Origin of the sequence: Streptomyces sp. NPDC008313, from assembly GCF_042956125.1 — a bacterium.
Classification (GTDB): Bacteria; Actinomycetota; Actinomycetes; order Streptomycetales; family Streptomycetaceae; genus Streptomyces.
Map to the genome: position 1 here is coordinate 239,818 of NZ_JBIBFR010000006.1, position 22,728 is coordinate 262,545.

Annotated in this window: 25 protein-coding genes; 12 read left to right on the forward strand and 13 right to left on the reverse strand. The window is 70.6% G+C overall.

Annotation, left to right across the window (positions count from 1 at the left end; genetic code table 11):
* Positions 1-144: 144 nt before the first annotated feature.
* From ACFY93_RS10880 to ACFY93_RS10890, 3 genes are all read left to right on the forward strand, one after another.
* Entirely contained in the window at positions 145-753 is a 609-nt protein-coding gene (locus ACFY93_RS10880) for a dihydrofolate reductase family protein (protein ID WP_391356013.1), read from the forward strand.
* A gap of 228 nt (positions 754-981) precedes the next feature.
* Positions 982-1,422 carry a VOC family protein gene (locus ACFY93_RS10885; RefSeq protein WP_391356015.1) on the forward strand — a complete coding sequence of 147 codons (441 nt, stop codon included), beginning with the start codon at positions 982-984 and terminating at the stop codon, positions 1,420-1,422.
* A 76-nt stretch (positions 1,423-1,498) separates the two neighbouring features.
* Positions 1,499-2,038 (forward strand): GNAT family N-acetyltransferase, encoded by a 540-nt coding sequence (locus tag ACFY93_RS10890; protein WP_391356018.1) that lies wholly within the window; start codon positions 1,499-1,501, stop codon positions 2,036-2,038.
* Between the two features lie 175 nt (positions 2,039-2,213).
* On the opposite strand, the gene ACFY93_RS10895 is transcribed toward ACFY93_RS10890, so the two are convergent.
* On the reverse strand, positions 2,214-2,621 hold the full coding sequence (locus ACFY93_RS10895; RefSeq protein ID WP_391356021.1) for a (2Fe-2S) ferredoxin domain-containing protein: 408 nt from the start codon (positions 2,619-2,621) through the stop codon (positions 2,214-2,216).
* Positions 2,618-4,594, reverse strand: a complete 1,977-nt coding sequence (locus tag ACFY93_RS10900) for a heavy metal translocating P-type ATPase (protein ID WP_391356024.1) — start codon at positions 4,592-4,594, stop codon at positions 2,618-2,620. Before ACFY93_RS10900 ends, ACFY93_RS10895 begins: the two co-directional genes overlap by 4 nt.
* Positions 4,595-4,689: 95 nt before the next feature.
* Here ACFY93_RS10900 and ACFY93_RS10905 point away from each other — a divergent pair, with 95 nt between their 5' ends.
* The gene (locus tag ACFY93_RS10905) at positions 4,690-5,079 is read left to right on the forward strand and encodes a metalloregulator ArsR/SmtB family transcription factor (RefSeq protein ID WP_391356026.1); all 390 of its coding nucleotides are present in this window, start codon (positions 4,690-4,692) and stop codon (positions 5,077-5,079) included.
* 67 nt (positions 5,080-5,146) lie between these two features.
* Here ACFY93_RS10905 and ACFY93_RS10910 read toward each other — a convergent pair whose 3' ends face one another.
* Positions 5,147-5,806 carry a response regulator gene (locus ACFY93_RS10910; protein ID WP_391356028.1) on the reverse strand — a complete coding sequence of 220 codons (660 nt, stop codon included), beginning with the start codon at positions 5,804-5,806 and terminating at the stop codon, positions 5,147-5,149.
* A complete protein-coding gene (locus ACFY93_RS10915; RefSeq protein ID WP_391356031.1) occupies positions 5,803-6,987 on the reverse strand; it encodes a histidine kinase in 1,185 nt (394 codons plus the stop codon). The genes ACFY93_RS10910 and ACFY93_RS10915 overlap by 4 nt, the downstream gene beginning before the upstream one ends.
* A 249-nt stretch (positions 6,988-7,236) precedes the next feature.
* Here ACFY93_RS10915 and ACFY93_RS10920 point away from each other — a divergent pair, with 249 nt between their 5' ends.
* Both ACFY93_RS10920 and ACFY93_RS10925 read left to right on the forward strand, forming a co-directional pair.
* Complete coding sequence (locus ACFY93_RS10920) at positions 7,237-7,860, forward strand: hypothetical protein (RefSeq protein WP_391356033.1); 624 nt, start codon at positions 7,237-7,239, stop codon at positions 7,858-7,860.
* 200 nt (positions 7,861-8,060) lie between these two features.
* Positions 8,061-8,633, forward strand: coding sequence for a dihydrofolate reductase family protein (locus ACFY93_RS10925; protein ID WP_391356036.1), 573 nt, complete (start codon positions 8,061-8,063; stop codon positions 8,631-8,633).
* A gap of 387 nt (positions 8,634-9,020) precedes the next feature.
* Here ACFY93_RS10925 and ACFY93_RS10930 read toward each other — a convergent pair whose 3' ends face one another.
* Both ACFY93_RS10930 and ACFY93_RS10935 read right to left on the reverse strand, forming a co-directional pair.
* A complete protein-coding gene (locus ACFY93_RS10930) occupies positions 9,021-9,956 on the reverse strand; it encodes a MerR family transcriptional regulator (protein WP_391356039.1) in 936 nt (311 codons plus the stop codon).
* Positions 9,957-10,051: 95 nt separating this feature from the next.
* On the reverse strand, positions 10,052-10,651 hold the full coding sequence (locus ACFY93_RS10935; RefSeq protein ID WP_391356042.1) for a TetR family transcriptional regulator: 600 nt from the start codon (positions 10,649-10,651) through the stop codon (positions 10,052-10,054).
* Between the two features lie 102 nt (positions 10,652-10,753).
* Between ACFY93_RS10935 and ACFY93_RS10940 the strand changes: the two genes are divergently transcribed.
* Entirely contained in the window at positions 10,754-11,602 is an 849-nt protein-coding gene (locus ACFY93_RS10940) for an alpha/beta fold hydrolase (protein ID WP_391356045.1), read from the forward strand.
* 115 nt (positions 11,603-11,717) lie between these two features.
* Here the strand turns inward: ACFY93_RS10940 and ACFY93_RS10945 are convergent, their stop codons facing one another.
* Entirely contained in the window at positions 11,718-12,284 is a 567-nt protein-coding gene (locus tag ACFY93_RS10945; protein ID WP_391356048.1) for a dihydrofolate reductase family protein, read from the reverse strand.
* A 130-nt stretch (positions 12,285-12,414) separates the two neighbouring features.
* On the opposite strand from ACFY93_RS10945, the gene ACFY93_RS10950 reads away from it, so the two are divergent.
* The 3 genes from ACFY93_RS10950 to ACFY93_RS10960 are packed head-to-tail and all read left to right on the forward strand — an operon-like array spanning position 12,415 to position 15,396.
* The gene (locus tag ACFY93_RS10950; protein WP_391356051.1) at positions 12,415-13,869 is read left to right on the forward strand and encodes a DHA2 family efflux MFS transporter permease subunit; all 1,455 of its coding nucleotides are present in this window, start codon (positions 12,415-12,417) and stop codon (positions 13,867-13,869) included.
* Positions 13,859-14,824: an RNA polymerase subunit sigma-70 gene (locus ACFY93_RS10955; protein WP_391356054.1), complete on the forward strand. Its 966-nt coding sequence runs from the start codon at positions 13,859-13,861 to the stop codon at positions 14,822-14,824. Before ACFY93_RS10950 ends, ACFY93_RS10955 begins: the two co-directional genes overlap by 11 nt.
* Positions 14,821-15,396 carry a hypothetical protein gene (locus ACFY93_RS10960; protein ID WP_391356057.1) on the forward strand — a complete coding sequence of 192 codons (576 nt, stop codon included), beginning with the start codon at positions 14,821-14,823 and terminating at the stop codon, positions 15,394-15,396. The genes ACFY93_RS10955 and ACFY93_RS10960 overlap by 4 nt, the downstream gene beginning before the upstream one ends.
* A 129-nt stretch (positions 15,397-15,525) precedes the next feature.
* Here the strand turns inward: ACFY93_RS10960 and ACFY93_RS10965 are convergent, their stop codons facing one another.
* Positions 15,526-16,128 carry a gamma carbonic anhydrase family protein gene (locus ACFY93_RS10965; RefSeq protein ID WP_391356060.1) on the reverse strand — a complete coding sequence of 201 codons (603 nt, stop codon included), beginning with the start codon at positions 16,126-16,128 and terminating at the stop codon, positions 15,526-15,528.
* Positions 16,129-16,210: 82 nt separating this feature from the next.
* Complete coding sequence (locus tag ACFY93_RS10970; protein ID WP_391356062.1) at positions 16,211-16,966, reverse strand: hypothetical protein; 756 nt, start codon at positions 16,964-16,966, stop codon at positions 16,211-16,213.
* A 60-nt stretch (positions 16,967-17,026) separates the two neighbouring features.
* Between ACFY93_RS10970 and ACFY93_RS10975 the strand changes: the two genes are divergently transcribed.
* Positions 17,027-17,977, forward strand: coding sequence for a LysR substrate-binding domain-containing protein (locus ACFY93_RS10975; protein ID WP_391356065.1), 951 nt, complete (start codon positions 17,027-17,029; stop codon positions 17,975-17,977).
* A 73-nt stretch (positions 17,978-18,050) separates the two neighbouring features.
* Here the strand turns inward: ACFY93_RS10975 and ACFY93_RS10980 are convergent, their stop codons facing one another.
* A complete protein-coding gene (locus ACFY93_RS10980; RefSeq protein ID WP_391356068.1) occupies positions 18,051-18,440 on the reverse strand; it encodes a MerR family transcriptional regulator in 390 nt (129 codons plus the stop codon).
* 844 nt (positions 18,441-19,284) lie between these two features.
* Here ACFY93_RS10980 and ACFY93_RS10985 point away from each other — a divergent pair.
* Complete coding sequence (locus tag ACFY93_RS10985; protein WP_391356070.1) at positions 19,285-19,875, forward strand: lytic polysaccharide monooxygenase; 591 nt, start codon at positions 19,285-19,287, stop codon at positions 19,873-19,875.
* A gap of 151 nt (positions 19,876-20,026) precedes the next feature.
* Here the strand turns inward: ACFY93_RS10985 and ACFY93_RS10990 are convergent, their stop codons facing one another.
* The 3 genes from ACFY93_RS10990 to ACFY93_RS11000 are packed head-to-tail and all read right to left on the reverse strand — an operon-like array spanning position 20,027 to position 22,712.
* The gene (locus ACFY93_RS10990; RefSeq protein WP_391356073.1) at positions 20,027-21,058 is read right to left on the reverse strand and encodes an FAD-dependent monooxygenase; all 1,032 of its coding nucleotides are present in this window, start codon (positions 21,056-21,058) and stop codon (positions 20,027-20,029) included.
* Positions 21,055-21,570 carry an isoprenylcysteine carboxylmethyltransferase family protein gene (locus ACFY93_RS10995; RefSeq protein WP_391356075.1) on the reverse strand — a complete coding sequence of 172 codons (516 nt, stop codon included), beginning with the start codon at positions 21,568-21,570 and terminating at the stop codon, positions 21,055-21,057. The genes ACFY93_RS10990 and ACFY93_RS10995 overlap by 4 nt, the downstream gene beginning before the upstream one ends.
* 8 nt (positions 21,571-21,578) lie before the next feature.
* Positions 21,579-22,712 (reverse strand): 3-oxoacyl-[acyl-carrier-protein] synthase III C-terminal domain-containing protein, encoded by a 1,134-nt coding sequence (locus ACFY93_RS11000; protein ID WP_391356078.1) that lies wholly within the window; start codon positions 22,710-22,712, stop codon positions 21,579-21,581.
* Positions 22,713-22,728: the final 16 nt, after the last annotated feature.

Genomic DNA, 22,728 nt, shown 5'->3' on the forward strand with positions numbered 1-22,728 from the left:
CCCACGGCACGGCCATCGGACCAGCGATCCGCATACGGCTCCGAGCATGATCCGCCGGACAGTGCCCACTGCCGCGCCGCGGAGGTGCCGCCGATGAGTTTCCCGCGGCTGTGCGGTCTACCTCTCGAACGAAGGGAGCGCACCATGCGCGAGATCATTGTTTGCACGTTCCTGACACTGGACGGTGTCATGCAGGCTCCGGGCGGTCCGGACGAGGACGCTGAGAGCGGCTTCGAGCACGGCGGCTGGCAGAAGCCGGTGGACGACGACGAGGTCGGCACCGCCATCGCTGCTTGGTACGAGCGCTCCGACGCGATGCTGCTCGGCCGCAAGACGTACGAGATCTTCGCGTCGTACTGGCCGACCGCCGATCCCGGCAACCCGTTCACCGAACGGATGAACAGCATGCAGAAGTACGTGGCGTCTCGGACCCTGACGTCCGTCGAGTGGCAGAACTCCACGCTGCTGGAGGGCGACGTCGTCGATGCCGTACGCGAGCTCAAGGCGTCGTCGGACGGCGGCAACATCAACGTGGTCGGCAGCGGAGACCTCGCCCAGACCCTCATGCGGCACGGCCTCGTCGACGAGTACCGGCTGACCGTCCATCCGGTGATCATCGGCACCGGCAAGCGGTTGTTCGCCGACGGAGCGATCCCCTCCGCACTCGAGCCGGTCAGCGTCTCGACGACGAAGGGCGGCACCGTCGTCGGCGTCTACCGGCCGAACGGTAAGCCCAGCTACGACAGCTACTGAACGAGGAAGGACGATGTCGAAGGCAGGATGCCCGCCGCGGGTACGAGCGGCGGGCCGTCCGGCACGCACTCCGGCGTGGCCGTCGGCACTCACCACTCGAAGGTCTGCGGGCGGGTGACCCCGCCTTTCGTATGCAGCGGTCCGCGGATGTCGAGAACGTGCCACCGGATCCGTCCCAGGAGTGGCAGCGGCTCCTACCGGCCGCACGAGGAACAAGGAGAAGCCAGCATGGCGATCAAGCGGATGGACAATGTCGGCATCGTCGTCGAGGACTTGGATGCCGCCATCGCGTTCTTCGTGGAACTCGGTCTGGAGCTGGAGGGCAGGGGCGAGGTCGAGGGCGCCTTCGCCGACCAGTGCACCGGACTCGACGGCGTCCACTGCGACATCGCGATGATCCGGACCCCGGACGGTCACAGCCGGCTGGAGCTGGCGAAGTACCGCAGCCCCGCGGTGATCAGCTCCGGGCCGCGCAACCGGCCGCACAACATCGTGGGCACGCACCGCGTCATGTTCGCCGTCGACGACATCGAGGACACCGTTGCCCGCCTGCGTCCTCACGGCGCCGAAGTCATCGGCGAGATCGCCCGGTTCGAGGACATCTATCTGCTCTGCTATATCCGCGGCCCGGAGGGCATCATCGTCGGACTGGCCGAGGAACTGCGCTGAGCAGAGAGATCGGACCACGTCAGAGGGCCTCAGCCTTTTCGGAGCAGTGGGTTTGACCGGCTGCTAGCGTGCGGGGATGGATGATCTGGGACACGTGCCCTGGCCGCCTGAGCCGCTCCGCACCGAGCGGCTCGTGCTTCGTGAACCCGAGATGCGGGACCGGCCGGCGTTCATCGAACTGCTCGCCTCGTCCGAGGTGCATACGTACCTCGGTGGCCCTCGCCCGCGTGACGAGCTGGAGCGTGAGACGCCTGAGGTGCCCGAACGGTGGCCCGGGAGTCTCGTCGTTGATCTCGCCGGGACAATGATCGGCCACATTCTGCTCAGGAGAGCCGCCGGGCACCGTCGCCCGGCTGCCGAGGGGAAGGCCGATCTCGGCTACCTGTTCCTGCCGCACGTGTGGGGAGCCGGGTACGCCACCGAGGCGTGCACGGCGGCACTCGGCTGGTTCGACGGCGTCCTGCCCGGCGAGCCGGTGGTGCTCGCCACCCAGACCGCCAACGTCGGCTCCATGCGCCTCGCGGCGAGGCTGGGGTTCACCGAGGTGGAGCGGTTCGAGGCATGGGGGGCCGAGCAGTGGCTCGGCATGCGGCCCCCGGCCAGGCCGGCCGGTTGAGGGGTGCCGCAGACTGCGCATGGCCGCGGCCGCCTTGGGAGTCGCGGACCTCAGACCGTGCCCAGGTCGCAGGAGCGCGGGCTTTCGTACTTCTGGCCGCGAACAAGCGGTGCCCCGCGTGTCGTTGACTTCCGCTGGACCTGAGGCGGGGGAGTGCGTGGCAGACGAGCAGCCGCTACTCGTCGTGGAGTTCGGCCTGGACGCGTCGTGAGGGGCGGAAGGTGTAGAGGTCGAGGATGCCGGGCGGATCGGCCAGGCCCGGCCCTCCGTCCTTGACCCAGGCGGTGATGTCGGCGGTGGCGTCGAGGTCGTTGACCAGTCCGAGCCACACCGGGCGCCCGCCGTTCGCGCGGCCGTCGGCGGAGGGCTGGACGACGATGACGTTGGCGTGTGCGCAGGCATCGAGGCAGTCGGTGACGCGTACGCTCGCCGTGCCGTCGAGGGCTTGGCGCAGCCCGCGGAGTTGGGCGGTGTGGTCGAGCCCGGGGGCCTTGGGGGTGCCGCAGCAGCAACCGCGGCACACGGTGACGGTGGGCCGTGCCGCCCCCGTCGCGGGGACGGACTTCCGGGCGCGTTTGCTCATGTGGCGTCCTTGGTGGTTCGGGGCCAGGCGGCCTCGCGCAGCAGGCGCAGGCCGTTGAGACCGACGATGACGGTGGAACCCTCGTGGCCCGCGACACCGAGCGGTAGGGGGAGCGTACCGATCAGGTCCCAGGCGGCCAGGACGGTGATGAACCCCCCGGCGATGGACAGATTCTGGACGACGAGCCGTCGGGCGGTGCGCGACAACCGCACCACGGCAGGGATGGCGGCGAGCTCGTCGCGGACCACGACGGCGTCGGCGGTGTCCAGCGCGAGGTCGGAGCCGGCTCGTCCCATGGCGATCCCAGCGTGCGCGGCGGCCAGAGCGGGGGCGTCGTTGACGCCGTCACCGACCACCAGCACCTTCCGTCCGGCCTTCTCCGTCTCGCGTACCGCGCTCACCTTGCCCTGGGGGAGCAGCCCGGCGCGGACGTCGGTGATGCCGACCTCGGCGGCGAGCCGGGCGGCCGCGCGGGGGTTGTCGCCGGTGACCAGGATGGGAGCGGTCGACGTCAGCGCGCCCAGCGCGGAGACCGCCGCACCGGCATCCTCACGCAGCCGGTCGGCGATGCCGAGCACTCCGACGGGGATGCCGTGGACGCAGACCAGTACGGCGGTGCGGCCCTCTTCTTCCAGGAGCGCTGCCGCGTTGGAGCAGGGGTGCCCGGCAGGATCGTCGAGGAGACGGGCGGGGCTGCCGACCGCCACGGTGCGGCCCTTCACCTTCGCGCTCACCCCGGTGCCGGGAGTGGAGAGGAAGTCCTCCGCCGACGGGAGGTCCAGGCCCCGGGCGCGGGCGGCGTCCACGATCGCGCGGGCCACCGGGTGCTCGCTGGGGTGCTCGGCGGCCGCGGCCAGCCGCAACAGCTCGTCATCGCTCAGTCCGGACGCGGTCGCCGGGCGAATGTCGGTCACGCGCGGGGTGCCCTCGGTCAGCGTGCCGGTCTTGTCCAGGGCGACCGCATCGACCTGCCCGAGACGCTCCATGACCACGGCGGACTTGACCAGGACACCATGGCGGCCGGCGTTGGCGATGGCGGACAGCAGCGGTGGCATGGTGGACAGCACCACCGCACACGGTGAGGCCACGATCATGAACGTCATCGCCCGCAACAGCGCCGCATCGAGCGTGTCGCCGAAGGCGAGCGGGACACCGAAGACGGCGAGGGTCGCGATGACCATGCCGATCGAGTAGCGCTGCTCGATCCTCTCGACGAACAGTTGCGTGGGGGCCTTGGTCTCGGAGGCTTCCTCGACCATCCTCACGATCCGGGCGATCACCGAGTCCGACGGGTCCCGTTCGACGCGCACGCGCAGGGCGCCGGTGCCGTTGAGGGTGCCGGCGAACACCTCGTCCCCGGCCCGTCTGGCCACCGGCAGCGGCTCGCCGGTGATGGTGGCCTGGTCCACGTCACTGGCCCCCTCGACCACCCGGCCGTCGGCGCCGATCCGCTCTCCGGGCCGGACCAGGACCGTGTCACCGGCCGCGAGCCGATCGGTGTCCACGGTCTCCTCGGTGCCGTCCGGCAGCAGCCGGAGGGCGGTGGCCGGGGCAAGGTCGAGCAGGCCACGTACGGAGTCCGCGGTACGGGCGGTGGCGAGGGCCTCCAGAGCGCCGGAGGTGGCGAAGATGACGATCAGCAGGGCGCCGTCGAGAACCTGGCCGATCGCGGCGGCTCCGAGAGCGGCGACGACCATCAGCAGGTCCACATCCAGCGTGTTGCCTCTGAGGGCCTTCAGCCCCTCCCAGCCCGGCTCCCACCCGCCGGTGACGTAGGTCGCGGCGAACAGTGTTCCCCACAGCCAGCCCGGACCGCCCAGCAGATGGACGGGCAGACCGAGCAGGAACAGCACCAGCGCGGCGAGTGCCCACTGGGCCTCGGGCAGCGCCAGGACGCGGGTGCGGCGCCGGAGCGGGGCCGGGCGCGGGCCGCCGACGGGCGGCGCGGGCCGCTGGTCCAGGACGGAAGACATGACAGATCAACCCTTCATGGGTTGGACGAGGGCTACCTCCTCACCGTACAGGAACATCTGAACAGCTCTTCACATGTCGTCGGTACGATGGGGCCATGGGCCACGGACGCGTCACCACGGACAGCAGCACCACCCCCCGTGAGCGCCTGGACGCGGTGGGCACCGCGGATGTCGCCGCCACCCTTCAGGCGCTCGCCACCCCGTCGCGCCTGTACATCCTGGCCCGGCTCCAGGAGGGGCCGTGCTCCGTGGGTGACCTCGCCGAGGCCGTCGGCATGGAGGCCTCCGCCTGCTCCCACCAACTGCGCCTGCTGCGCAACCTGGGACTGGTGACCGGCGAACGGCAGGGGCGTTCGATCATCTACACCCTCTACGACAGCCACGTCGCCGAACTCCTCGACCAGGCCCTCTACCACGTGGAGCACCTGCGCCTGGGGGTCCGCGACACCCCGGCCGACCTGCCTGCGCCCGCAGCCGCCGACTGAGCCGTCCCACCGGCCGGACTGCTCGGCGCCACGGCGGGAATCTGTTCCGGGGTTCCGCTCGGCAGGGTCAGGGGTAGAGGCCGGCCCGGAAGGCGAAGGAGACCAGCTGGGCCCGGTCGCGGGCGCCGACCTTTGTCATGGCTCGTACGGCGTGCGTCTTCACGGTGAACGGTGACACGGACATCTGGGCCGCGATCTCGTCGTTGCCGAGACCGCTCGCGACCAGAAGGACCACATCCCGCTCCCTGGGCGTCAGCGCACCGAAGCGTCGTAGCAGTTCCTTGTCGATCAGCGGGGGCGGACTGTCGGTCATGTGACCGATGAGCGCGGCCGTCGCGGCGGCCGACAGCGCACCGCCACCGTTCACGACCTCGGTGATTCCGGCGACGAGTTCGGCAGGGCTCACGGTCTTGCTCAGGAAGCCGTTGGCGCCCGCGCGCAGGGCGGCGAGGACGATGTCGTCCTGGTCGAACGTGGTCAGCACGATCACCCGCGTCTTCTCCGGCGGATGTTCGGCGCGGATCCGGCGGGTGGCCTCGACACCGTCGATGCCGGGCATCCGGATGTCCATCAGTACCAGGTCGACGGGGTGGTCCCGGAGGTACGGGGCGACCTGGAGTCCGTCGGAGAGATCCCCTGTGACGACGAGACCCGGGTCGAGCCGCAGCATCGTCCGGATTCCGGCCCTGATCTCGGCCTGGTCGTCGACGATCAGAATGCGTGTCATCGGACTGCCGCTCCCAGCGGGCTGAACTCCGCGTGGACCCGGAATCGCCCGTCGTGCCCGTCGATCGTCAGCCGCCCGCTGGAGGACTCGACGCGTTCGCGCATCCCGACCAGGCCGAGTCCGCCGCCCGCGTCGGACCCGCCGGCAGCGTGACCGACGCGGTTCTCCACGGTGACGCTGATTCTGCCGTTATGCTCCCGCACCTCCACCGTCGCCGCCCCCTCTCCGTGCCGGTAGGCATTCGTGAGCGCCTCCTGAACGACCCGGTAGACCGTCACGCCGACGCTCGGCTCCACGAAGCCGGCCGGGATCTCGATCGAGGACCGGACGTCGAGACCGATGCTCTCGAAGGAGGCGACGAGCCCTTCCAGGCCGCTGAGCGCCGGGGTCGGCCGGAGCGCCTCGTCGCCCGAGACGTCGTCCCCGAGGCGGAGAAGCGCGAGGATGCGTTGCGTCTCGACGACGACGGTACGGGCACTGGACCTGGCCGAGACGAGGGCCTGCCGGGAGGAGTCGGCGTCCTCGGGCAGCCCGATCTCCGCCGCCCCGAGGTGCAGGCTCAGCATCGCGACCTGATGTCCGATGACGTCGTGGAGGTCCCGGGCGATACGGAGACGCTCCTCGGTCACTCGCCGGGTGGCTTCGATCTCGCGGGTGGCGATGGCGGTCTCGGCCCGTTCGTCCAGGGTCCACCAGTGCTCCCGATGGATACGGAGCGCGGCCCCCGTCGCACCTCCCGCCATGGCCGAGAAGAGGGCGGCGGCTCCCACGACCGCGCCGCCACGGAATCCTCCCACCGTCATGAACGCCCCCAGGAAGAACGCCGCCACGATGCCGGTCCCGACCAGCGGCTGCTTTCCCCTGAGGGTGACCGAGAACAGTACGAGCACCGCCATCATCCACACCGACAGGGGGTCGTCACCCACCGCCGTGACGGCGAAGGACGCCGCACCCGTCACGACCAGTCCTGCCCACGGTCTCCACCACGACAGGGCGACGCCGCCTCCGGCGAGGAGCACGGAGAGGGCCGTCGGCCAGTCCGCCCCCCTCACCGCCGCCGCCACGATCTGCCCGGTGAACACCAGCGCCGCCACCGAATAGGCGACCCGGTGCAGCACCTCGGGGCGGCGCACCCACAGTGGCGCCGCGGGCCCGTCCTGACCGTTCTGAGCCGTGACCATGAGCCGATTCTCGTCCACGCACGCGGCGACCGTGTACTTCGAACGATGTAGACGACCGATGAGCACGACCGATGAGCATGACCAATGGGGACGGCCGAGCCGCCTCGGTCGACGGAGACGGCGGAACCCATTGCGTCGCAGGCGGACGGCAGAAGTACTTCGTTCGAAGTACGCGGCCCCACCCGAGGCGGCTGAGACTCGTCATCGAGGCGACCATCTCGCACCGTCACGATCACAAGGGGACACCCGATGACTCAGACCACCGCGACCTCGACCCCGTCCACCGCTTCGATCATGTCGGCCCCGGCCACGACGACGTCCTCCGGGCTCCGATCACTCCATCTGATGCGAGTCGCCTTCTCCGTTGTCTGGGTCGCGCTCGTCTTCACGACCTCCGCCTCCCTCGTCTCCGCGGACGAACCCACGGTGACCGCGGCCGTGCTGCTCGTCGTCTACCCCCTGTGGGACGCCTTCGCCACGCTCGTCGAGCGCCGTACGGCCGGCACTGGCACCGGCTCCACGAACAGCGTCAGCACCATCAACATGGGTCTCGGCCTCGCCGCCACCGCCGGAATGATCGGCGCCGTCTTCTCCACCATCGGGGCAGCCCTCCTCGTGTTCGGCGTCTGGGCCCTCCTCTCCGGAGCCGTCCAGCTCGTCGTGGCGATCCGGCGCCGGCGGACCGTGGGCGCCCAGTGGCCCATGGCGATCAGCGGCGGACAGTCCGTCCTCGCCGGTGCCACCATCGCCGCCACGTCCGCGTCGGCGACGAGCTGCCTGTCCACCGTGGCCGGATACTCGGCCTTCGGCGCCTTCTGGTTCCTCGTCTCCGCCATCGCTCTGGGCGTCCGCGGCCGACGTGAAGGGCGCTGACCACCGCGACGGGCACCTGCACGGCTCCCCGGGTCGGTCCCGATGTACAGATGGGCCGAGTGGGCCCGGCGACGACCGATGAGTTTCGCAGTGATCCACAGTCAGAGATCATGGTTGGTGCCGCTGCTCCCGCGAGCGTGGTCGAAGCGAGCACGGGCCGAATCCGATGAGAACCGGACACGAGACACCGAGGAACTCAGATGCGTACCTTGATCAGCACCGCTTTCATCTCGCTCGACGGTGTCGTGGAGGCCCCGGGCGGTGAGCCCGGCTACCGGAACTCGGGGTGGACCTTCAGGGACATCGAATTCCTCCCAGAGGCGTTCGAGATCAAAGGCCGGGAGCAGAAGGAAGCCACCGCGATGCTGATGGGCCGGGCCAGCTACGAGGCGTTCAGCCCGGTGTGGCCGGACATGGAGGACTTCGCCGACTACAGGGTGATGCCGAAGTACGTCGTCTCCACCACCCTCACCGAGGACGAGCTGGTGCCGAACTGGGGCAGGACGACGATCCTGCGCTCGCTCGACGACGTCGCCGCGCTGAAGGAGACCGAGGGCGGCCCGATCATCGTCCACGGCAGCGCTGCCCTGAACCAGTCCCTCTCCGACGCCGGCCTGATCGACCGTTATCACCTGCTCGTCTTTCCGCTCCTGCTCGGCGCGGGCAAGCGTCTCTTCAGCACCACGGACAAAGACGCCCAGAAGCTGAAGCTCGTCGAGCACGAGGTCTACGCCAACGGTCTGCAGAAGAACGTCTTCGACGTCGTCCGCTGACAGGGCTCCCACCATCCACCGTGCCGTCGCCCCGTGGATGGTGGGGGCCACCTCGGTCCACCGCCTGCAAGGCTGGAGCGTGGCCACGACACCTGGGGCCTGTTCACGCTGTTCCGGAAGGGAGGGAGTCCAGGACGGCGAGTTCTTCCTCCGACAGGCGAAGGGAGCCGGCGGCCACGTTCTGTTCGAGGTGGCCGAGGTCACCGGTGCCGCCTCCGCCTGACCTCACGTCAACGGAACTTTGATGTGTGCGGCGATCGACTGCATGGCCGGGGGAGCAGAACGCGGCAGGAGCGGATGGCGTCGCACACGCATGCGTCGCGATGGTGTGTGCACCGGATGTTCAGAGGCGCCAGGTCCCGCCCTCACGCCGACGATCCCGGTCCACTACCGCCCCGTTCGCACGCGGACGGCCTGGACGGACCAGTTGAGTGCCGGTGCCAGACTCTGCGGGGCGGGCCAGCCGTTGATCACCGCGAGCAGCTGCAGGTGCCGGTCCCGGCGTGGGTCGCTCACCCTCTCCAGCCGGGCCAGCAGCAGTCGGCGCAGCTCGGCGTCGGCGGGGCGGCCGAGGGCTTGGGCGTGGTGAGCCGTGAGTGCCGCAACGATCGGATCGGCCTGGTCCGAGGCCGGGTCGATGCCCGCCCTCACGGCGGGGCCGGCCTGGTCGTGGACGACTGCACCGAGGTCGCGGCGCAGGCCGGTGCCGGCCTGCGCCTGTTCGGCCGCGAGGTCCTCGGCCATCCGCCGCAGACCGGCGCGGAAATCCGGGTCCAGCGCCAGCTCGGCCCACTCGACCCAGGCCCGGATCTGCTCGGCGTCGGCGTTGTCAGGTGCTTCGGGCGTCATCGAGCGCCTGATGCCCGCGAACGCGGAGGCGGCGCCGAGACCGCTGAAGGCCGCGTCGAGAAAGCCCCCGATCAGGTGTCGGCGTTCGTCCTCGGAAAGCTGCGCCAGCCTGTGCATGAGATCCGTCTCCTCAGCGGTGAGCCCGCGCTCGGCTACCGCAGTCAGCACCGCATGACGCAGCCGCAGGACGCGGATCTGGACGGCCAGGGCCTCGGCGTGCGTGGCAGCGACCCCGGGAAGCGAGAGCTCCCGGTCCACGACCTTGTGGATCGTGGGCAGGTCCAGCCCCAGGCTCCGCAGGGTTCGTACAAGGTCCAGGCGCGCGACGGCGTCGATGGTGTAGAGGCGGTAGCCGGCTGGGCTGCGGTCCGTGGGCGCCACGATCCCGCGATCGGAGTAGAACCGGATGGTCTTGACCGTCAGACCGGTCCGCCGTGACAGTTCGCCGATCGAGTAGAGCGTTTCGCCTTCCATGCCCCCACCTTGGCGTCTCCCCCTATGGGAGACTCAAGCCCATCCGCCCGCGGCTTCTCGAGCACCGTAGTGACCTCGTCAGGCGGGAGCGGCAGTCACTCGTCGGCCAGCACCGCGCGTACGATCGCCGCGGCCGCTCTGCCCGCCGCGAGGACCGGAGCGGTGCTGCGCGCGGCACGGCCGAGCATGAAAGCACCCTCGAGCAGTGCGATCACTGAGCTCGCCGTCTCACGCGCGGCCGGCTCTGGGATGCCGCCTGCCGCGTAGTAGGCAGCGAGGCCGTCGATCCAGCTGTCGAAGATCTCCGAAGTGGCCAGCCGCAGCTGCTCGTTGGTGCTGGCCACCTCCAGTGCGACGGTGGCGATCGGGCAGGGGTCGGCGAAGTCGAGGTCGCTCAGGGTGCCCGCCGCCGCGGTGAAGAAGTCGCCGGTGGCGGCGGCCCTGTCCTCGTGCGGATCCAGGAGTTCGGCCACAAGGCCGAGATAGACGGCTCCCGAGGTGCGGATCACCTCCTCGCCCAGTTGCGCCTTGCCCCCGGGGAAGAAGTGATAGATCGACCCGAACGGCGCGCCGGCGGCCTCGGCGATCTGCTTCATGCCCGTCCCGGCGTAGCCCCTGCGCCGGAAAAGCTCGGTGCCGGCGGTGACGATGCGCTGCTTGGTGTCTCGTGCGCCGGTGTCCTTGTTGTCGCTCACAGTGAATCCCTGGGTGGCAGCCGTTGTCAGTGTCAGAGGGCACGCTATTCTCTCACTAGAACGATCTATCCAGAAGTGTGCGACCGAGCCGGAGGCAATGCCATGCCCGAGATCGAGCTGAGCGCGGGGACGATCGACTACGAGGACACGAGCGGTGACGGCCCCGTCGTGCTCCTGGCCCATGGCCTCGGCTTCGACGAGTCGGTGTGGAGCGAGGTCGTCTCCGGTCTCCGGCCCGACTTCCGTGTGCTGGTGCCCGTCCTGCCGATCGGCAGCCACCGGCGGCCGATGCGACCGGACGCCGACCTGTCCGCGCACGGCATCGCCGCGATTCTGGCCGAGTTCATGGACCGCCTGGACCTCCACGACGTCACCCTCGTCCAGAACGACACCGGAACGGCTCAACTCCTCGTCGGCGTACGAGACCATCGCATCGCCCGACTCGTCCTCACCTCCTGCGAGGCCCTGGACAACTACCCGCCGGGCATCCAGGGAAGAACCCTCCACCGGGCCGGCAGGATTCCCGGCGGCCTCTTCCTCCTCCTCCAGTCCTTCCGCTTCCCGGCCCTGGCTCGGATGCGGACGTCACTCGGCGGGATGGCGAAGAAGCGGCTCCCGAATGAGCTGATCGCCCGCTGGTACGGCCCGCTGCTGAGCAACCGCGACATCCGGCGCGACTTCGCCAAGTTCTGCCGCAGCGCGGACCCGGACTGCTATCTGAAGGCCGCCGCGAACCTGCCTTCCTTCAGCCGGCCCGCGCTGGTCGCCTGGGGTGCCGAGGACCGCATGATGCCGCCCGCCACGGGGCGCCGTCTCGCGGAACTGCTGCCGAACGCCCGCTACGTGGAGATACCCGACGCCCGCACCCTCGTCCAGTTCGACAACCCGGTCGGCCTCACCGCGGAACTCCGCCGCTTCGTCAAGGAGAACCCGCTGCCCGGGGAGAGCTGAGCCCGGCATCCGGCCGATCGCGGCCCGCGTACCGCCAGAGGGGCGTTGCACCCCGACACCACCGCGCCTTCGGCAGCGCGTCGCACTCGTGGCGGTCGCGCCCGGTTCCCCGGCATCACTCCGGGCGCACCGGGCGGTACGTCAGCGATACGAGCCCGGGATCCCTTCCTGGACCGGCGCTGACCAGCTCCCATGCCCGGGCATGGGAGCCGGGCCGGTAGAAGGGGGTGCCCTCCGTGAAGACGGGGACGACGGTCAGGCTCAGCTCGTCGACGAGGCCGGCGTCGCAGAGGGTCTGCCCGAACTGCCCGTGCCCGTAGACGATCAGGTCCCGGCCCTCGGCCCGCTTGAGTTCGGCCACGGCTTCGGCGGGAGGCTTCGAGATCACGGTCGTGTTCGTCCATTCCGCCTCCTCGAGAGTGGAGGAGAACACGTACTTGCTCATCGCGTTGATGTGCTCGGCATAGGGGCCGGACGCGGCCGGCCACTGGCGGGAGAAGACCTCGTAGGTCCGGCGACCCATCAGCATCGCACCGCATCGCTGCAGAACCTTCAGGGAATGCGCCGCGCTGCGGGGCCCGAAGTACGGTCCGGCCCAGGTCAGCGGCTCCCCGACGACTCCGTTGAGGGACACGAGGGCGGTCAGCAGAAGCCGCCTGGGGCTGTCATCGATCGAGTCCATACCTGTTGGACTTCAGCCCGGCCCGCGATGCATCGGTGCCGGCAGTCCGAACGTGCGCCGCTCCCGAGCGATGCATTCGGCGCGGCCGTCGAGTCAGTACCGGTGACAACACGACCGTAAGGACACCCTCATGACTGAATCCGCCGCCACCGGCAGGCCGCCCGCGCTGCGCTGGGTACTGGCGCTGACCGCGGTAGCCGGACTGATCGTCGCCCTCGACCAACTCGTCGTCGCCACCGCCCTGAACACCATCCGGCGTGACCTGGGCGCCTCCATGGCCGACCTGGAGTGGACCGTCTACGCGTTCGGTCTCGGCTTCGCCGCACTGCTCATCCCGGCAGCCGAATTCGGCGACCGAATCGGACGCAAGCGCGCATACCTGTCGGGCCTGGTGCTGTTCGCCCTGGCCTCGGCGGCCTGCGCCCTTGCCCCGTCGACGGGTGTCCTCGTCGCCGCTCGCGCGGTGCAGGGCGCCGCGGCCGCTCTGCTGTCGCCGGCCGCGCTTGCCCTGCTCACCGAAGCCACCCCCGTTCGCAAGCGGGGCGCCGTCATGGGCATCTACGCGGCCGTCACAGGGCTCGCCGTCGTCGGCGGCCCGCTGGTCGGCGGGGCGGTGGCCCAGGGACTCGCCTGGCAGTGGATCTTCTGGATCAACGTGCCGGTCATCGCCGTCGTCGTGCCCGTCGCTCACTTCGTACTCACCGAGCACACGGGACGGTCGGCCGCTCCCGACCTCGCCGGCATCGTGCTCGCCGCGGCCTCGATGTTCGCCCTGGTGTGGGCCCTGGTGCGGTCCGGCACCGCGGGCTGGGGAAGCGCGGAGGTGCTGGGCGCCCTGGCCGCCGGAGCCGTGACGCTGGCAGCCTTCGCCGCACGGCAGGCAACCGCCGCTCACCCCATGCTGCCGACCCGCCTGCTGCGGCAGCCGGCCTTCGCCGGGGGCAACCTGTCGACGCTGCTGCTGACAGCCTCGCTCTTCGGCACCGTCTTCTTCCTGGCCCAGTACCTTCAGATCGCCCTCGGATACTCGCCGTTGGACGCCGGGCTGAGGTTCCTGCCGTGGACGGCGACCCTGTTCTTCGTCGCCCCGGTAGCCGGCCGCATGCAGGACCGGATCGGACCGCGCGCTCTGATCTGCGCCGGGCTGTTCCTCCAGGGGGCGGGACTGCTGTGGGTCGGCGTCAACGCCCACCAGCATCAGGGCTACACCGACTCCGTGGCCGCTCTCGTCCTGTCCGGTGTCGGCACGTCGATGGCCATGCCGGCCCAGCAGACGGCCGTCATGACCGCGGTATCCCCAGCCCTGATGGGCAAGGCGGCGGGCACCTTCAACACCGTGCGCCAACTCGGCGGGGCTCTCGGTATCGCGGTCATGGCAGCGGTCTTCGGCGCGGCCGGTGGTGAACAGTCTCCGGGCGCCTTCGCCGACGGTTTCTCCGCGGCCGTCATCGTCGCCGCAGCCCTGGCCTTCGCCGGCTCGGCGTGCGGGCTGCTCGCCCCGGGGCGGCACCGGACCGCGACGTCGGTCGCCTCGCCGGGCAGCGCGGCCGAGGGACCCGTGGGGGAGGAAGCCGGTGCCCGCTGACGACTTCACCGCCCTCGCCTCCTCCTACCGGCAGGAACTGCTCGCGCACTGCTACCGGATGCTCGGCTCGGTGCACGACGCCGAGGATCTGGTCCAGGAGACGCTGCTCCGCGGCTGGCGCGGATACGACCGCTTCGACGGGCGCTCCTCCCTGCGTACCTGGCTGTACCGGATCGCCACCAACGCCTGCCTGTCCGCACTCACCAGCACCCACCGCAGGGTCCTCCCCTCCGGCCTCGGCACGGCGACTGACGACGGGCACACGGATCTCGTACATGCGGACGAGGTCTCCTGGCTCACCCCGCTGCCGACCCCCGGGCCGGTGCGCCAGGCGCAGGACCCCGCGGCGATCGCGGTTCTGCGCTCCGGTACCCGGCTGGCCCTGGTGGCCGCCTTCCAGCGGCTGCCGGCCAGACAGCGGGCCGTGCTGCTTCTCGTCGACGTGGTCGGCTTCCGGATCGCCGAGAGCGCGGAGTTCCTCGGCATCTCCGTCAACGCGTGCCGCAGCCTGCTGCAGCGTGCCCGGGCCGCGCTGGCCGACGACCCGCCCGACGAGGACGAGATCTCCGCGGATCCCGCACCGGACGAGGAGCTACTGCGCCGCTATCTGGCCGCCTTCGAGTCCGCCGACACCCAGCGCCTGGCCGAACTGCTCCGCGACGGCGTGACCTACGAGATGCCGCCCATCGCCACCTGGTTCCGAGGCCGCGACGCGGTCCGCGACCACTGGACGCGCCGCGTCTTCCGACAGCCCGTGCGTGCTCTGCCCCTGTGGGCCAACGGCGCCCCGGCCGCGGCCACCTATACGCAGGGTCCCGACGGAGCGTTCCGCGCGCACGCGATCGAGGTGCTGGAGACCCGGGGTGGTCTGATATCCCGAGTCGTGGTCTTCCTGCACCCCGAGCTGTTTCCCCACTTCGGCGTCCCGCGCACGCTGTCGGGAGCGGCGGCATGAGCCCTCCTCGCCTGCCGCACCGGCTGGACCCGCTGAACCTGCTGGACCAGGCCTCCAAGGCGGCATGGATGAGCCTTCACCGCGCCGCGCTCACCGACCCTCAGGCGCCCACCCCCTGCACCCGCTGGAACCTCTCCACGCTGGTGCGTCACATCACCGACTCCACAGCCTCGACCCGCGAAATACTGACCGGCTTGCCCCCTGGCCGGCCGCCGGAGCCCGGCTGCGCGCGGGCACGGCACGAGCTGAGCCGACTGCGGACCGCTGTCGCGGGTCTGCCCCGCGAGACGGCCCGGGTGCGCTGGGGAGCTCTCCTGGGAAGCTACGAACTGACCCTGCACGCCTGGGACGTGAACCAGTCCACCGGGTGCCGCGGCTCCCTGCCGCCGACGCTGGTGGAGGCGCTCCTCGCCTTCGCCCCGCTGGTCGTCGACGGCGTCGACCGCACCGGCCTGTTCGCCGCTCCCCTTCCGCCACCCCGCCCCGACCGTCCCACCGACCGGCTGCTGGCCCTCTTCGGACGGCAGCCCCCACCCGCGGACCGACCTCGACAGGAATGCCCCTCACCCTGATGACGCTGATCCCGGCCCGGTCCTCGACGTGCCCCGCCCGGGGGCTTGCCGCGAGCCCTGCCCTCACTGCCCCTCCAATTCCCCGATGATGTTTCCGCAGCCGCCCGGGGTGTCACAGGCCGGTGGGGCTCAGATCTGTCGGTCGTCGTCGTGGCGGCCGAGGCTGCGGCCGAAGCGCTCGGAGATGGCCGGCATCAGGCTCTCGCCGTCGGCTGGGCGGTCCAGGCCGAAGACATAGCCGGGGAAGTCCAGGTTCTTCTGCACCGCCCAGATCCCGTCATGGTCCTCCGGCGGGAGGATGCGCACCGGGTCGCCGACGGCGACCCAGCCGATCGGCACCGTCGAGTCGGCGGGGAGCACGGTGCGCACATGCACGATGCCGTTGATCCGCACCTCGGAGCGGGTTCCGATCCGTGCTCCGTTGAAGACGCGGCTGCCGGTGGCAAGGAAGACCTCGTCCTCGACCCGGCAGCCGGTCAGGTAGGAGGTGGGGCCGACCAGGACCTGCCGTCCCAAGATCAGCGGATCCCGGCGGGTGCCACGCAGGACCGCGTTCTCCATCACGATGCTGCCCTCGCCCAGCTCCACCGGCCCGCCCTCGGCGGTGAGCACCGCACCGAACAGCACCCGGCACCCGGCCCCCACGTGCACGTCCCCGCACAGCGTGGCGGTCGGAGCGACATAGGCCGTGGGGTGGACCGTAGGCGAACAACCCTCATGAGCGATCAGCATGGTCGCGATCGTGCCGCGCCCCGGCGCGCCGGCGCACACCATTCCACCAGGCAAGACACGCGCCGGGCGTTCTCGACGTCGATCACGGGGTCACGGAGGCGGTCAACGCGTCGACGAGCTGGGCGAATTCGGAACGTCGCCGATCGGTGAGTGCGGCGTAGAGCGGCGCCTGCAGCTCATCGGTGAGTCGCTCGGCACGCTGCCATCGGGGAATCAGGGGTGCGGGAACGGGCTGTGGCTCTTGCCAGCCGTAGTGGGTTGCCCGGGTGGCGCCCAGGTTGATGACCATGGCCTCTCGGGCGCTCAGTCCGCACAGGCGCACCGCCGCCAAGTGGCAGGCGCCACGGTGTTCCCGCAGTACGTGGATGCGCTGCATGGCAGCGCCGACCGAGTCGTCGTCGGGGCAGGGCTGTTCACGCCAGCCGGCGAACAGAGGCAGCGCGTCGGCGTCGGCGGCGTCGATCAGCTGCTGTGCCAGGCGGTTGAAGTGCTCCACGTCGACGCCGGCGGGGATGTGGGCGCGCCCCCACGTCCGGACGGCCTGCGCATAGCAGGCAGCGGCTTCCTCGGCCGGCATCACGTCCCGTCCCGCGAGCCAGCCCGTGGTGACCAGACGAGGCCCGAGGAAGCCCTGCACCGCTTGGATCACCGAGGCCGGTGCCTCGCCGAGCACCCCGAACCGTCCGCGGCAGTAGAAGCCGCGCCCTGGAAGAAACCCGGCACGCAGGCCGACGGCGGCGGTCGCCTTGTCGGACATGAACTCGTCACCGAAATCGTGGATGGGCCGGGCAACTGCGGAGATGCAGTCGAGGATTTCCATGCGCTGAAGCTCGCTCACCACTCTCCATAGGTCAAGGGGAGGCTTTCTGATGCGACCCTTTAGATAATCTGTCGAGTCATGCTGGATATCCGCCGTCTGCACATGCTCAGGACCGTCGCCGCCCGTGGCTCCATCACGGCGGCCGCCCAGTCACTGGCACTGTCCGCCGGTGCCGTCTCCCAGCAACTGTCCGCGCTGCGCCGCGACGTGGGGGTCGATCTGCTGCGCCCCGACGGGCGAACCGTGACACTGACGGAGGCGGGCCGGGTACTCCTCGAACACGCCGACCGGATCCTCGCCGCCGTGCAGGAGGCCGAGAGCGCCGTCGCGGCGGTCAAGGGCGTGGTCGGCGCCACCGCCACTCTCGCCGCGTTGCCCTCGACCGTCGCCGAGATAGTGGCCCCCGCGCTGACCGCACTGGGCTCACACCACCCGCACCTCACCGTGACCTGTCTCGTCACCGACCGGGCGCAACTGCGGGAACTCACGCTCGGCACCGTCGATGTGGTGCTGGGACAGCGGTATCACGACCTGCCCGACGCCGCGCCCCGGGGCATCGAGATCTCGCCGCTGCTCGACGATCCGCTCCTCGTCGTCACCGCGGCCGGCCAAGGCGAGGTGCGGCCCGTCGCCCTGCGGGAACTGGCCACGCGCAGCCTCGCCGTGCCACCGCCGACCACGGACTGCGGACAGGCCATCCCGCACGCCTGCCACCAGGCCGGCTTCACACCCACGGCGCGCTACATCACCGCCGACATCGCCGCCCAGCTCTCCCTCGCACGGGCCGGCCTCGCCACCGCACTCGTCCCCCGAACGGCCATCGACCCGGCCACACCCGGAATCCGCACGGCGCCCATCGAGGACCGGCCGATCCTGCGCCTGCTGTTCGCCGCGACGCGTCTCACCGAGACCGCGAACCCGACGACCACGGCTGTCGTCACAGCGCTGCGCACCGCCGCGCGGCAGGCCCGCACCTCACGCCTCCCGGCGTCTGACTCCCCGGACGAGTGCGCGTTCCCGATCGAGTAGCACTGGGGGCATTCGGTACGTCCTGCGCAAGGGAGTTGCCTGGAGAGACGTGCCCGCGATGGTGATCAGCGTGTCATTTCGTGCCGTGGGCGGGGGAGAGAGGTATCGCCGCTTCGCCGTGGACGGCGGGTGTGGTGCCGGTCGTGTGCTGGGCGGCGGCGTGGCGGTACTGGGCGTTGATGCGCTGGGCTTCTTCGAGTTGGTCTTCGAGGATGATGATGCGGCAGGCGGCCTCGATGGGGGTGCCTTGGTCGACGAGTTCCCGGGCGCGGGCGGCGATGCGCAACTGGTAGCGGGAGTAGCGGCGGTGGCCGCCCTCGGACCGGAGCGGGGTGATGAGGCGGGCGTCTCCGATGGCGCGGAGGAAGCCTTGTGTGGTGCCGATCATTTCGGCGGCCCGGCCCATGGTGTATGCGGGATAGTCATCGTCTTCAAGACGGCTGTACGAGTCGTCTGCGGTCACTTGCACCTCTCTGTCAATCATGTCGAGGGGCCCTGGTGCCAGTACGGCACCAGGGCCCCGAAGGAACTGCTACACCATCTGCCGACCCTGGCAATGCGTCGGCTTCCTGTTTCCGCGGACCCGACCGGGATGCTGTCGGGGGCGCGGGGATCGCGGTTGCTTGACCGGAGACCACCTCACTATCGATGTCCTGCGGTACCCGGGCTCACGTCGTCCGCCCGGGCGATCCTGATGGCGTTCGGCTCCTCCGTTCTTCCTCGGTGATCACTTACTGACAAGCGGGTACTGCGAACTGCTGGTGATGCGAACCGCTCAGTGGCCTGTGGCAGCGCCACTCCTCGGCAGCCGGCCTCGTCGCCCGTCCTGCGATTGCTCCGGCTGGAACCCCGCTGCCGAACTTCCCGGTACGCGCGTCCGCAGCCGACGCCTTTACCAGGGGTACTTCTCACTGACTTCGCTGCTGGGTACTGCGACCTCACTTGCTGGTACTGCCACCGCGTCGACCGCGGTCCTGCGATTGGCGGCCCCTGATCACCTCGGGCCACCCGGTGCGGCCGCCAGCCTCGTCGCCGTCCTGCAAACACTCCTGGCTTCGAAGCTCCACCACCGCACCGTCCTGCTCACTGCAACTGCGGGACTGCTGCCCGGCAGTTCGTGTCTGCCGGGCCCCTCTCGATCTCGACTACGAAAGAAACGTTAGCTGTCTCCCGGCACAATGTCTACTCCGGCGAGTACAGATTTTTGGGCGTTCGACGCCAAGGTAATCCTTCTCGAACAGCGATGGACGTCGGCGTCGAGGCCGACGCCTCCGACGGCCCACCGCAGGCCGGATTCGGGCCCGGGGGTGTGCCGTGCCGCAACCGGCAACTCCGCCCACGGCTCGGTCGTCGACCCCGCCTCGCGCAACTACGGCTGCTGGCTCCGCTGGGGCAGCGACTTCCAGAACCCGGCGATGGCCCAGCAGGATCCCATGTGCTGGCAGGCGTGGCAGGCCAACCCCAACGCCATGTGGAACTGGAACGGCCTGTACCGCAACGGCTCGGCCGGCGATTTCCCGGCCGTGATCCCCAACGGGCAACTGTGCAGCGGCGGCCACACCGAAAGCGGCCGCTACAACGCGCTCGACGCTGTCGGCGCGTGGAAGGCGACGAACATCGCGGCCAACTTCACCGTCCAGCTGCACGACCAGGCCAGCCACGGAGCGGACTACTTCCTCGTCTACGTCACCCGGCAGGGTTTCGACCCCACCACCCAGCCGCTGACCTGGAACGATCTGCAGCTGGTCACCCGCACCGGCACGTACGCGCCCAGCCAGGACTACTCGATCCCGGTGACCACGTCCGGTTACAGCGGCCGCCACGTGGTCTACACGATCTGGCAGGCGTCGCACATGGACCAGACCTACTTCCTGTGCAGTGACGTGAACTTCGTCTGACCGGTCGGCCGAGGCCCCTCGGACGCGGCCCGCCTCCCGGCCGGACCGCGTCCATCAGCCGGATCACCCACGACCCCGGGCCGCCGACCGAGGCCGGTGCCGGATGTGCCCACCACTCGGGCCAGGTACCGGGGACATGGAAACGGGGGCCTCATGCCAGCGCGTTCACCCCTGCTGCGAAGAGGCGGGGCAAGCGCTCGGCCGTGGGCACGATGCGGGGGGCGAGCGTGGGCCACTGACGGGCTCTGACCAGCAGTTCCGTCAGGAGCCGGTGGCGACGCGTCGCGCGGTTCCAGTCGGCCTCGTAGCGGCCCGGTGTCCCGCGGCGCACGTTGTCGACCAGGGCCGCAGCGCCGCTGAGCGCGAGGGTGAGCCCCTCGCCGGTCAGTGCGTCGATGTATCCGGCGGCGTCGCCGACGAGCAGCACCCGCCCGTGGCGGCGGGTGCGAGCCCGCTGGCGCAGTGGTCCCGCGCCGCGTACGGCGGTGGCGGCCGCTTCCAGGGGGAGACGGGCAGCCAGCCGGGGAAAGCTCGCCAGCTGCGTGTCGAAGGGGGCCCGTACGGCCGTGAGCAGGGCGACGCCGACGAGCGCGGGGCCGAGCGGCGTGACGTACGCCTCCGCCTGCGGCCCCCAGTGCACCTCGACGCAGGACGACCAGGGAGGCACCGCGTAGTGCCGGCGCAGCCCGTAGCGGGGGGCCCAGCGGGTTCTCACCTCCAGGCCGAGTGAACGGCGCAGCGGTGAGTGCAGGCCGTCCGCGGCGACCAGCCAGCGGGCGCGCAGACCCGTACCCGGCACGGTCACGCCCGTGGCCTCCTGCTCGACTTCTCGTACCCGCAGGGGCAGTACGGGCACTCCCGCGTCGGCGACGGCCTGGTGCAGCACGCCGTGCAGGTCGGTGCGGCGTGCGCCGAGGCCGGAGCCGTCGCGGAACGTCGCCTGCGCCTGGCGGGGTCCCTGAACATAGCGGATGCCCGTGATCGGGTGTCCGGGGACCGCCAGTCCGAGCGCGGCCAGGGCCCGGACGGCGCCGGGCATCAGGCCCTCGCCGCACGCCTTGTCGACCGGTGCCCGGCGCGGCTCCGCCACGACGACGTCGAGACCGGCGCGTACGCCGTACAGCGCGGTCGCCAGGCCGGCGGGACCGCCTCCGGCGACCAGCAGGTCATGGACGCCGCTCATGCGGGCGCCGCTTGGGCGAGGGCTGTGTTCTCGCACCGGACACGGACGGCCAGCAGGATGGCGTTGGCCCCCGTGAACGCCGTCGCGGTGAGCCATGCGGTGTGCACCAGCGGCAGAGCCGCGATCTCGACGACGACGGCCACATAGTTGGGATGGCGCAGGAACCGGTAGGGCCCGGCGCCGACCAGGCGTGCCCCGGGGACGACGATGACGCGGGTGTTCCAGTAGGGGCCGAGCGTCGTGATGCACCACCAGCGCAGGGCCTGGGCCAGTACCGCGAGGCCCAGCATGGGCCACCCCAGGGCGGGAAGGAACGGCCGGCGAGTGAGCACGGGTTCGAGGAAGCAGCACATGAGCATGCCTGTGTGCAGGGCGACCATGACCGGGTAGTGACCGCGGCCGTGCTCCACACCGGCACGGGCGAGGGTCCAGGACGCGTTGCGTCGGGCGACGGCGAGTTCGGCGACACGTTCGGCGGCGACGGCCAGGAGCAGGAGTGCGTACCAGGTCATGAGGCCTTCTACCAGCGCAGCAGGACGAGTTCGGAGCAGAACCCGGGGCCCATCGCCATGAGCAGGCCCCAGCTGCCGGGCTCGGGTCGCACGGATTCCCGGGTGCTCTGCAGGATGTGCAGTACGGAGACGGAGGACATGTTTCCCACGGCCGCGAGTGAGCGTCGTGTGGTGTCCAGCGCACTCGACGGCAGACCGAGGGTGTCGGTGACGGCGGAGAGCACCTTGGGGCCTCCCGGGTGGCACACCCAGGTGCCGATGTCATCGGTGGTGAGACCGTGGTCGGCCAGGAACGCGCGCAGGTGGCGACCGAAGTGCTTCCGTACGATGCCGGGGATGCCGGCGCCGATCACCACGCGGAACCCGGTGGCGCCGATGTTCCAGCCGAGAAGCCGTTCGGTCTCCGGGTAGAGGTGGCTGCGCGTGGCGACGACCACGGGCCCGGTGACGTCAGGTCCGGCCGTGCAGCCACCACGGGCGACGACCGCTGCCGCACCGTCACCGAACAGGGCACCGGCGACAAGGTTGGCCTGGGAGTCGTCGCGCTGCTGGAGCGTCAGCGAACACAGCTCGACGGCCAGCAGTACGGCGGTCTCACCGGGGTGGCCGCGCAGGTAGTCGTGCAGCCGGGCGAGACCGGCCGCGCCCGCGACGCAGCCCAGGCCGAACACGGGCAGTCGTTTGACGTCCGGCCGCAGTCCCACGCGTCCGGCCAGCCGGGCATCGAGCGACGGGGCGCCGATACCGGTGATGGACGTGCACACCAGCAGATCGACGTCGGAGGGTTCGAGCCCCGCCTCCTGCAGCGCGCCGGTGAGGGCTTCCTCACCCAGATCGAGCCCGACCGCCATCCAGGCGTCGTTGGTCTGTCCGAAGTCGCCGAGAGCGGCGTACCGTGCGATCGGCAGGGCGAGATGGCGGGTACGTACACCGGCGGACGCGTGCAGCCGGCGCAGTGGGCTGCGGTCGGCGCCCGGAGTCAGGCACAGATCGCCGATCGGCTCGGTGAGATCCTCCTGCGCGTAGCGGTGCGGCGGCAGCGCGGTGCGGACGGCCGCGACCACGGTCCCCGTGAGGGGTTCGGCTGTCCGGCGTGTGGCGGGCAGGACGTCGGTGTCGTCGACGGTCACGGGGACACGCATGCCGATAGTGCCTTCC

Excerpts from the sequence above, each read along its gene's own strand:
- ACFY93_RS10880 (WP_391356013.1), top strand. The coding sequence starts at position 145 with ATGCGCGAGATCATTGTTTGCACGTTCCTGACACTGGACGGTGTCATG.
- ACFY93_RS10885 (WP_391356015.1), top strand. The coding sequence starts at position 982 with ATGGCGATCAAGCGGATGGACAATGTCGGCATCGTCGTCGAGGACTTG.
- ACFY93_RS10890 (WP_391356018.1), top strand. The coding sequence starts at position 1,499 with ATGGATGATCTGGGACACGTGCCCTGGCCGCCTGAGCCGCTCCGCACC.
- ACFY93_RS10895 (WP_391356021.1), bottom strand. The coding sequence starts at position 2,621 with ATGAGCAAACGCGCCCGGAAGTCCGTCCCCGCGACGGGGGCGGCACGG.
- ACFY93_RS10900 (WP_391356024.1), bottom strand. The coding sequence starts at position 4,594 with ATGTCTTCCGTCCTGGACCAGCGGCCCGCGCCGCCCGTCGGCGGCCCG.
- ACFY93_RS10905 (WP_391356026.1), top strand. The coding sequence starts at position 4,690 with ATGGGCCACGGACGCGTCACCACGGACAGCAGCACCACCCCCCGTGAG.
- ACFY93_RS10910 (WP_391356028.1), bottom strand. The coding sequence starts at position 5,806 with ATGACACGCATTCTGATCGTCGACGACCAGGCCGAGATCAGGGCCGGA.
- ACFY93_RS10915 (WP_391356031.1), bottom strand. The coding sequence starts at position 6,987 with ATGGTCACGGCTCAGAACGGTCAGGACGGGCCCGCGGCGCCACTGTGG.
- ACFY93_RS10920 (WP_391356033.1), top strand. The coding sequence starts at position 7,237 with ATGACTCAGACCACCGCGACCTCGACCCCGTCCACCGCTTCGATCATG.
- ACFY93_RS10925 (WP_391356036.1), top strand. The coding sequence starts at position 8,061 with ATGCGTACCTTGATCAGCACCGCTTTCATCTCGCTCGACGGTGTCGTG.
- ACFY93_RS10930 (WP_391356039.1), bottom strand. The coding sequence starts at position 9,956 with ATGGAAGGCGAAACGCTCTACTCGATCGGCGAACTGTCACGGCGGACC.
- ACFY93_RS10940 (WP_391356045.1), top strand. The coding sequence starts at position 10,754 with ATGCCCGAGATCGAGCTGAGCGCGGGGACGATCGACTACGAGGACACG.
- ACFY93_RS10945 (WP_391356048.1), bottom strand. The coding sequence starts at position 12,284 with ATGGACTCGATCGATGACAGCCCCAGGCGGCTTCTGCTGACCGCCCTC.
- ACFY93_RS10950 (WP_391356051.1), top strand. The coding sequence starts at position 12,415 with ATGACTGAATCCGCCGCCACCGGCAGGCCGCCCGCGCTGCGCTGGGTA.
- ACFY93_RS10960 (WP_391356057.1), top strand. The coding sequence starts at position 14,821 with ATGAGCCCTCCTCGCCTGCCGCACCGGCTGGACCCGCTGAACCTGCTG.
- ACFY93_RS10965 (WP_391356060.1), bottom strand. The coding sequence starts at position 16,128 with ATGCTGATCGCTCATGAGGGTTGTTCGCCTACGGTCCACCCCACGGCC.
- ACFY93_RS10975 (WP_391356065.1), top strand. The coding sequence starts at position 17,027 with ATGCTGGATATCCGCCGTCTGCACATGCTCAGGACCGTCGCCGCCCGT.
- ACFY93_RS10990 (WP_391356073.1), bottom strand. The coding sequence starts at position 21,058 with ATGAGCGGCGTCCATGACCTGCTGGTCGCCGGAGGCGGTCCCGCCGGC.
- ACFY93_RS10995 (WP_391356075.1), bottom strand. The coding sequence starts at position 21,570 with ATGACCTGGTACGCACTCCTGCTCCTGGCCGTCGCCGCCGAACGTGTC.
- ACFY93_RS11000 (WP_391356078.1), bottom strand. The coding sequence starts at position 22,712 with ATGCGTGTCCCCGTGACCGTCGACGACACCGACGTCCTGCCCGCCACA.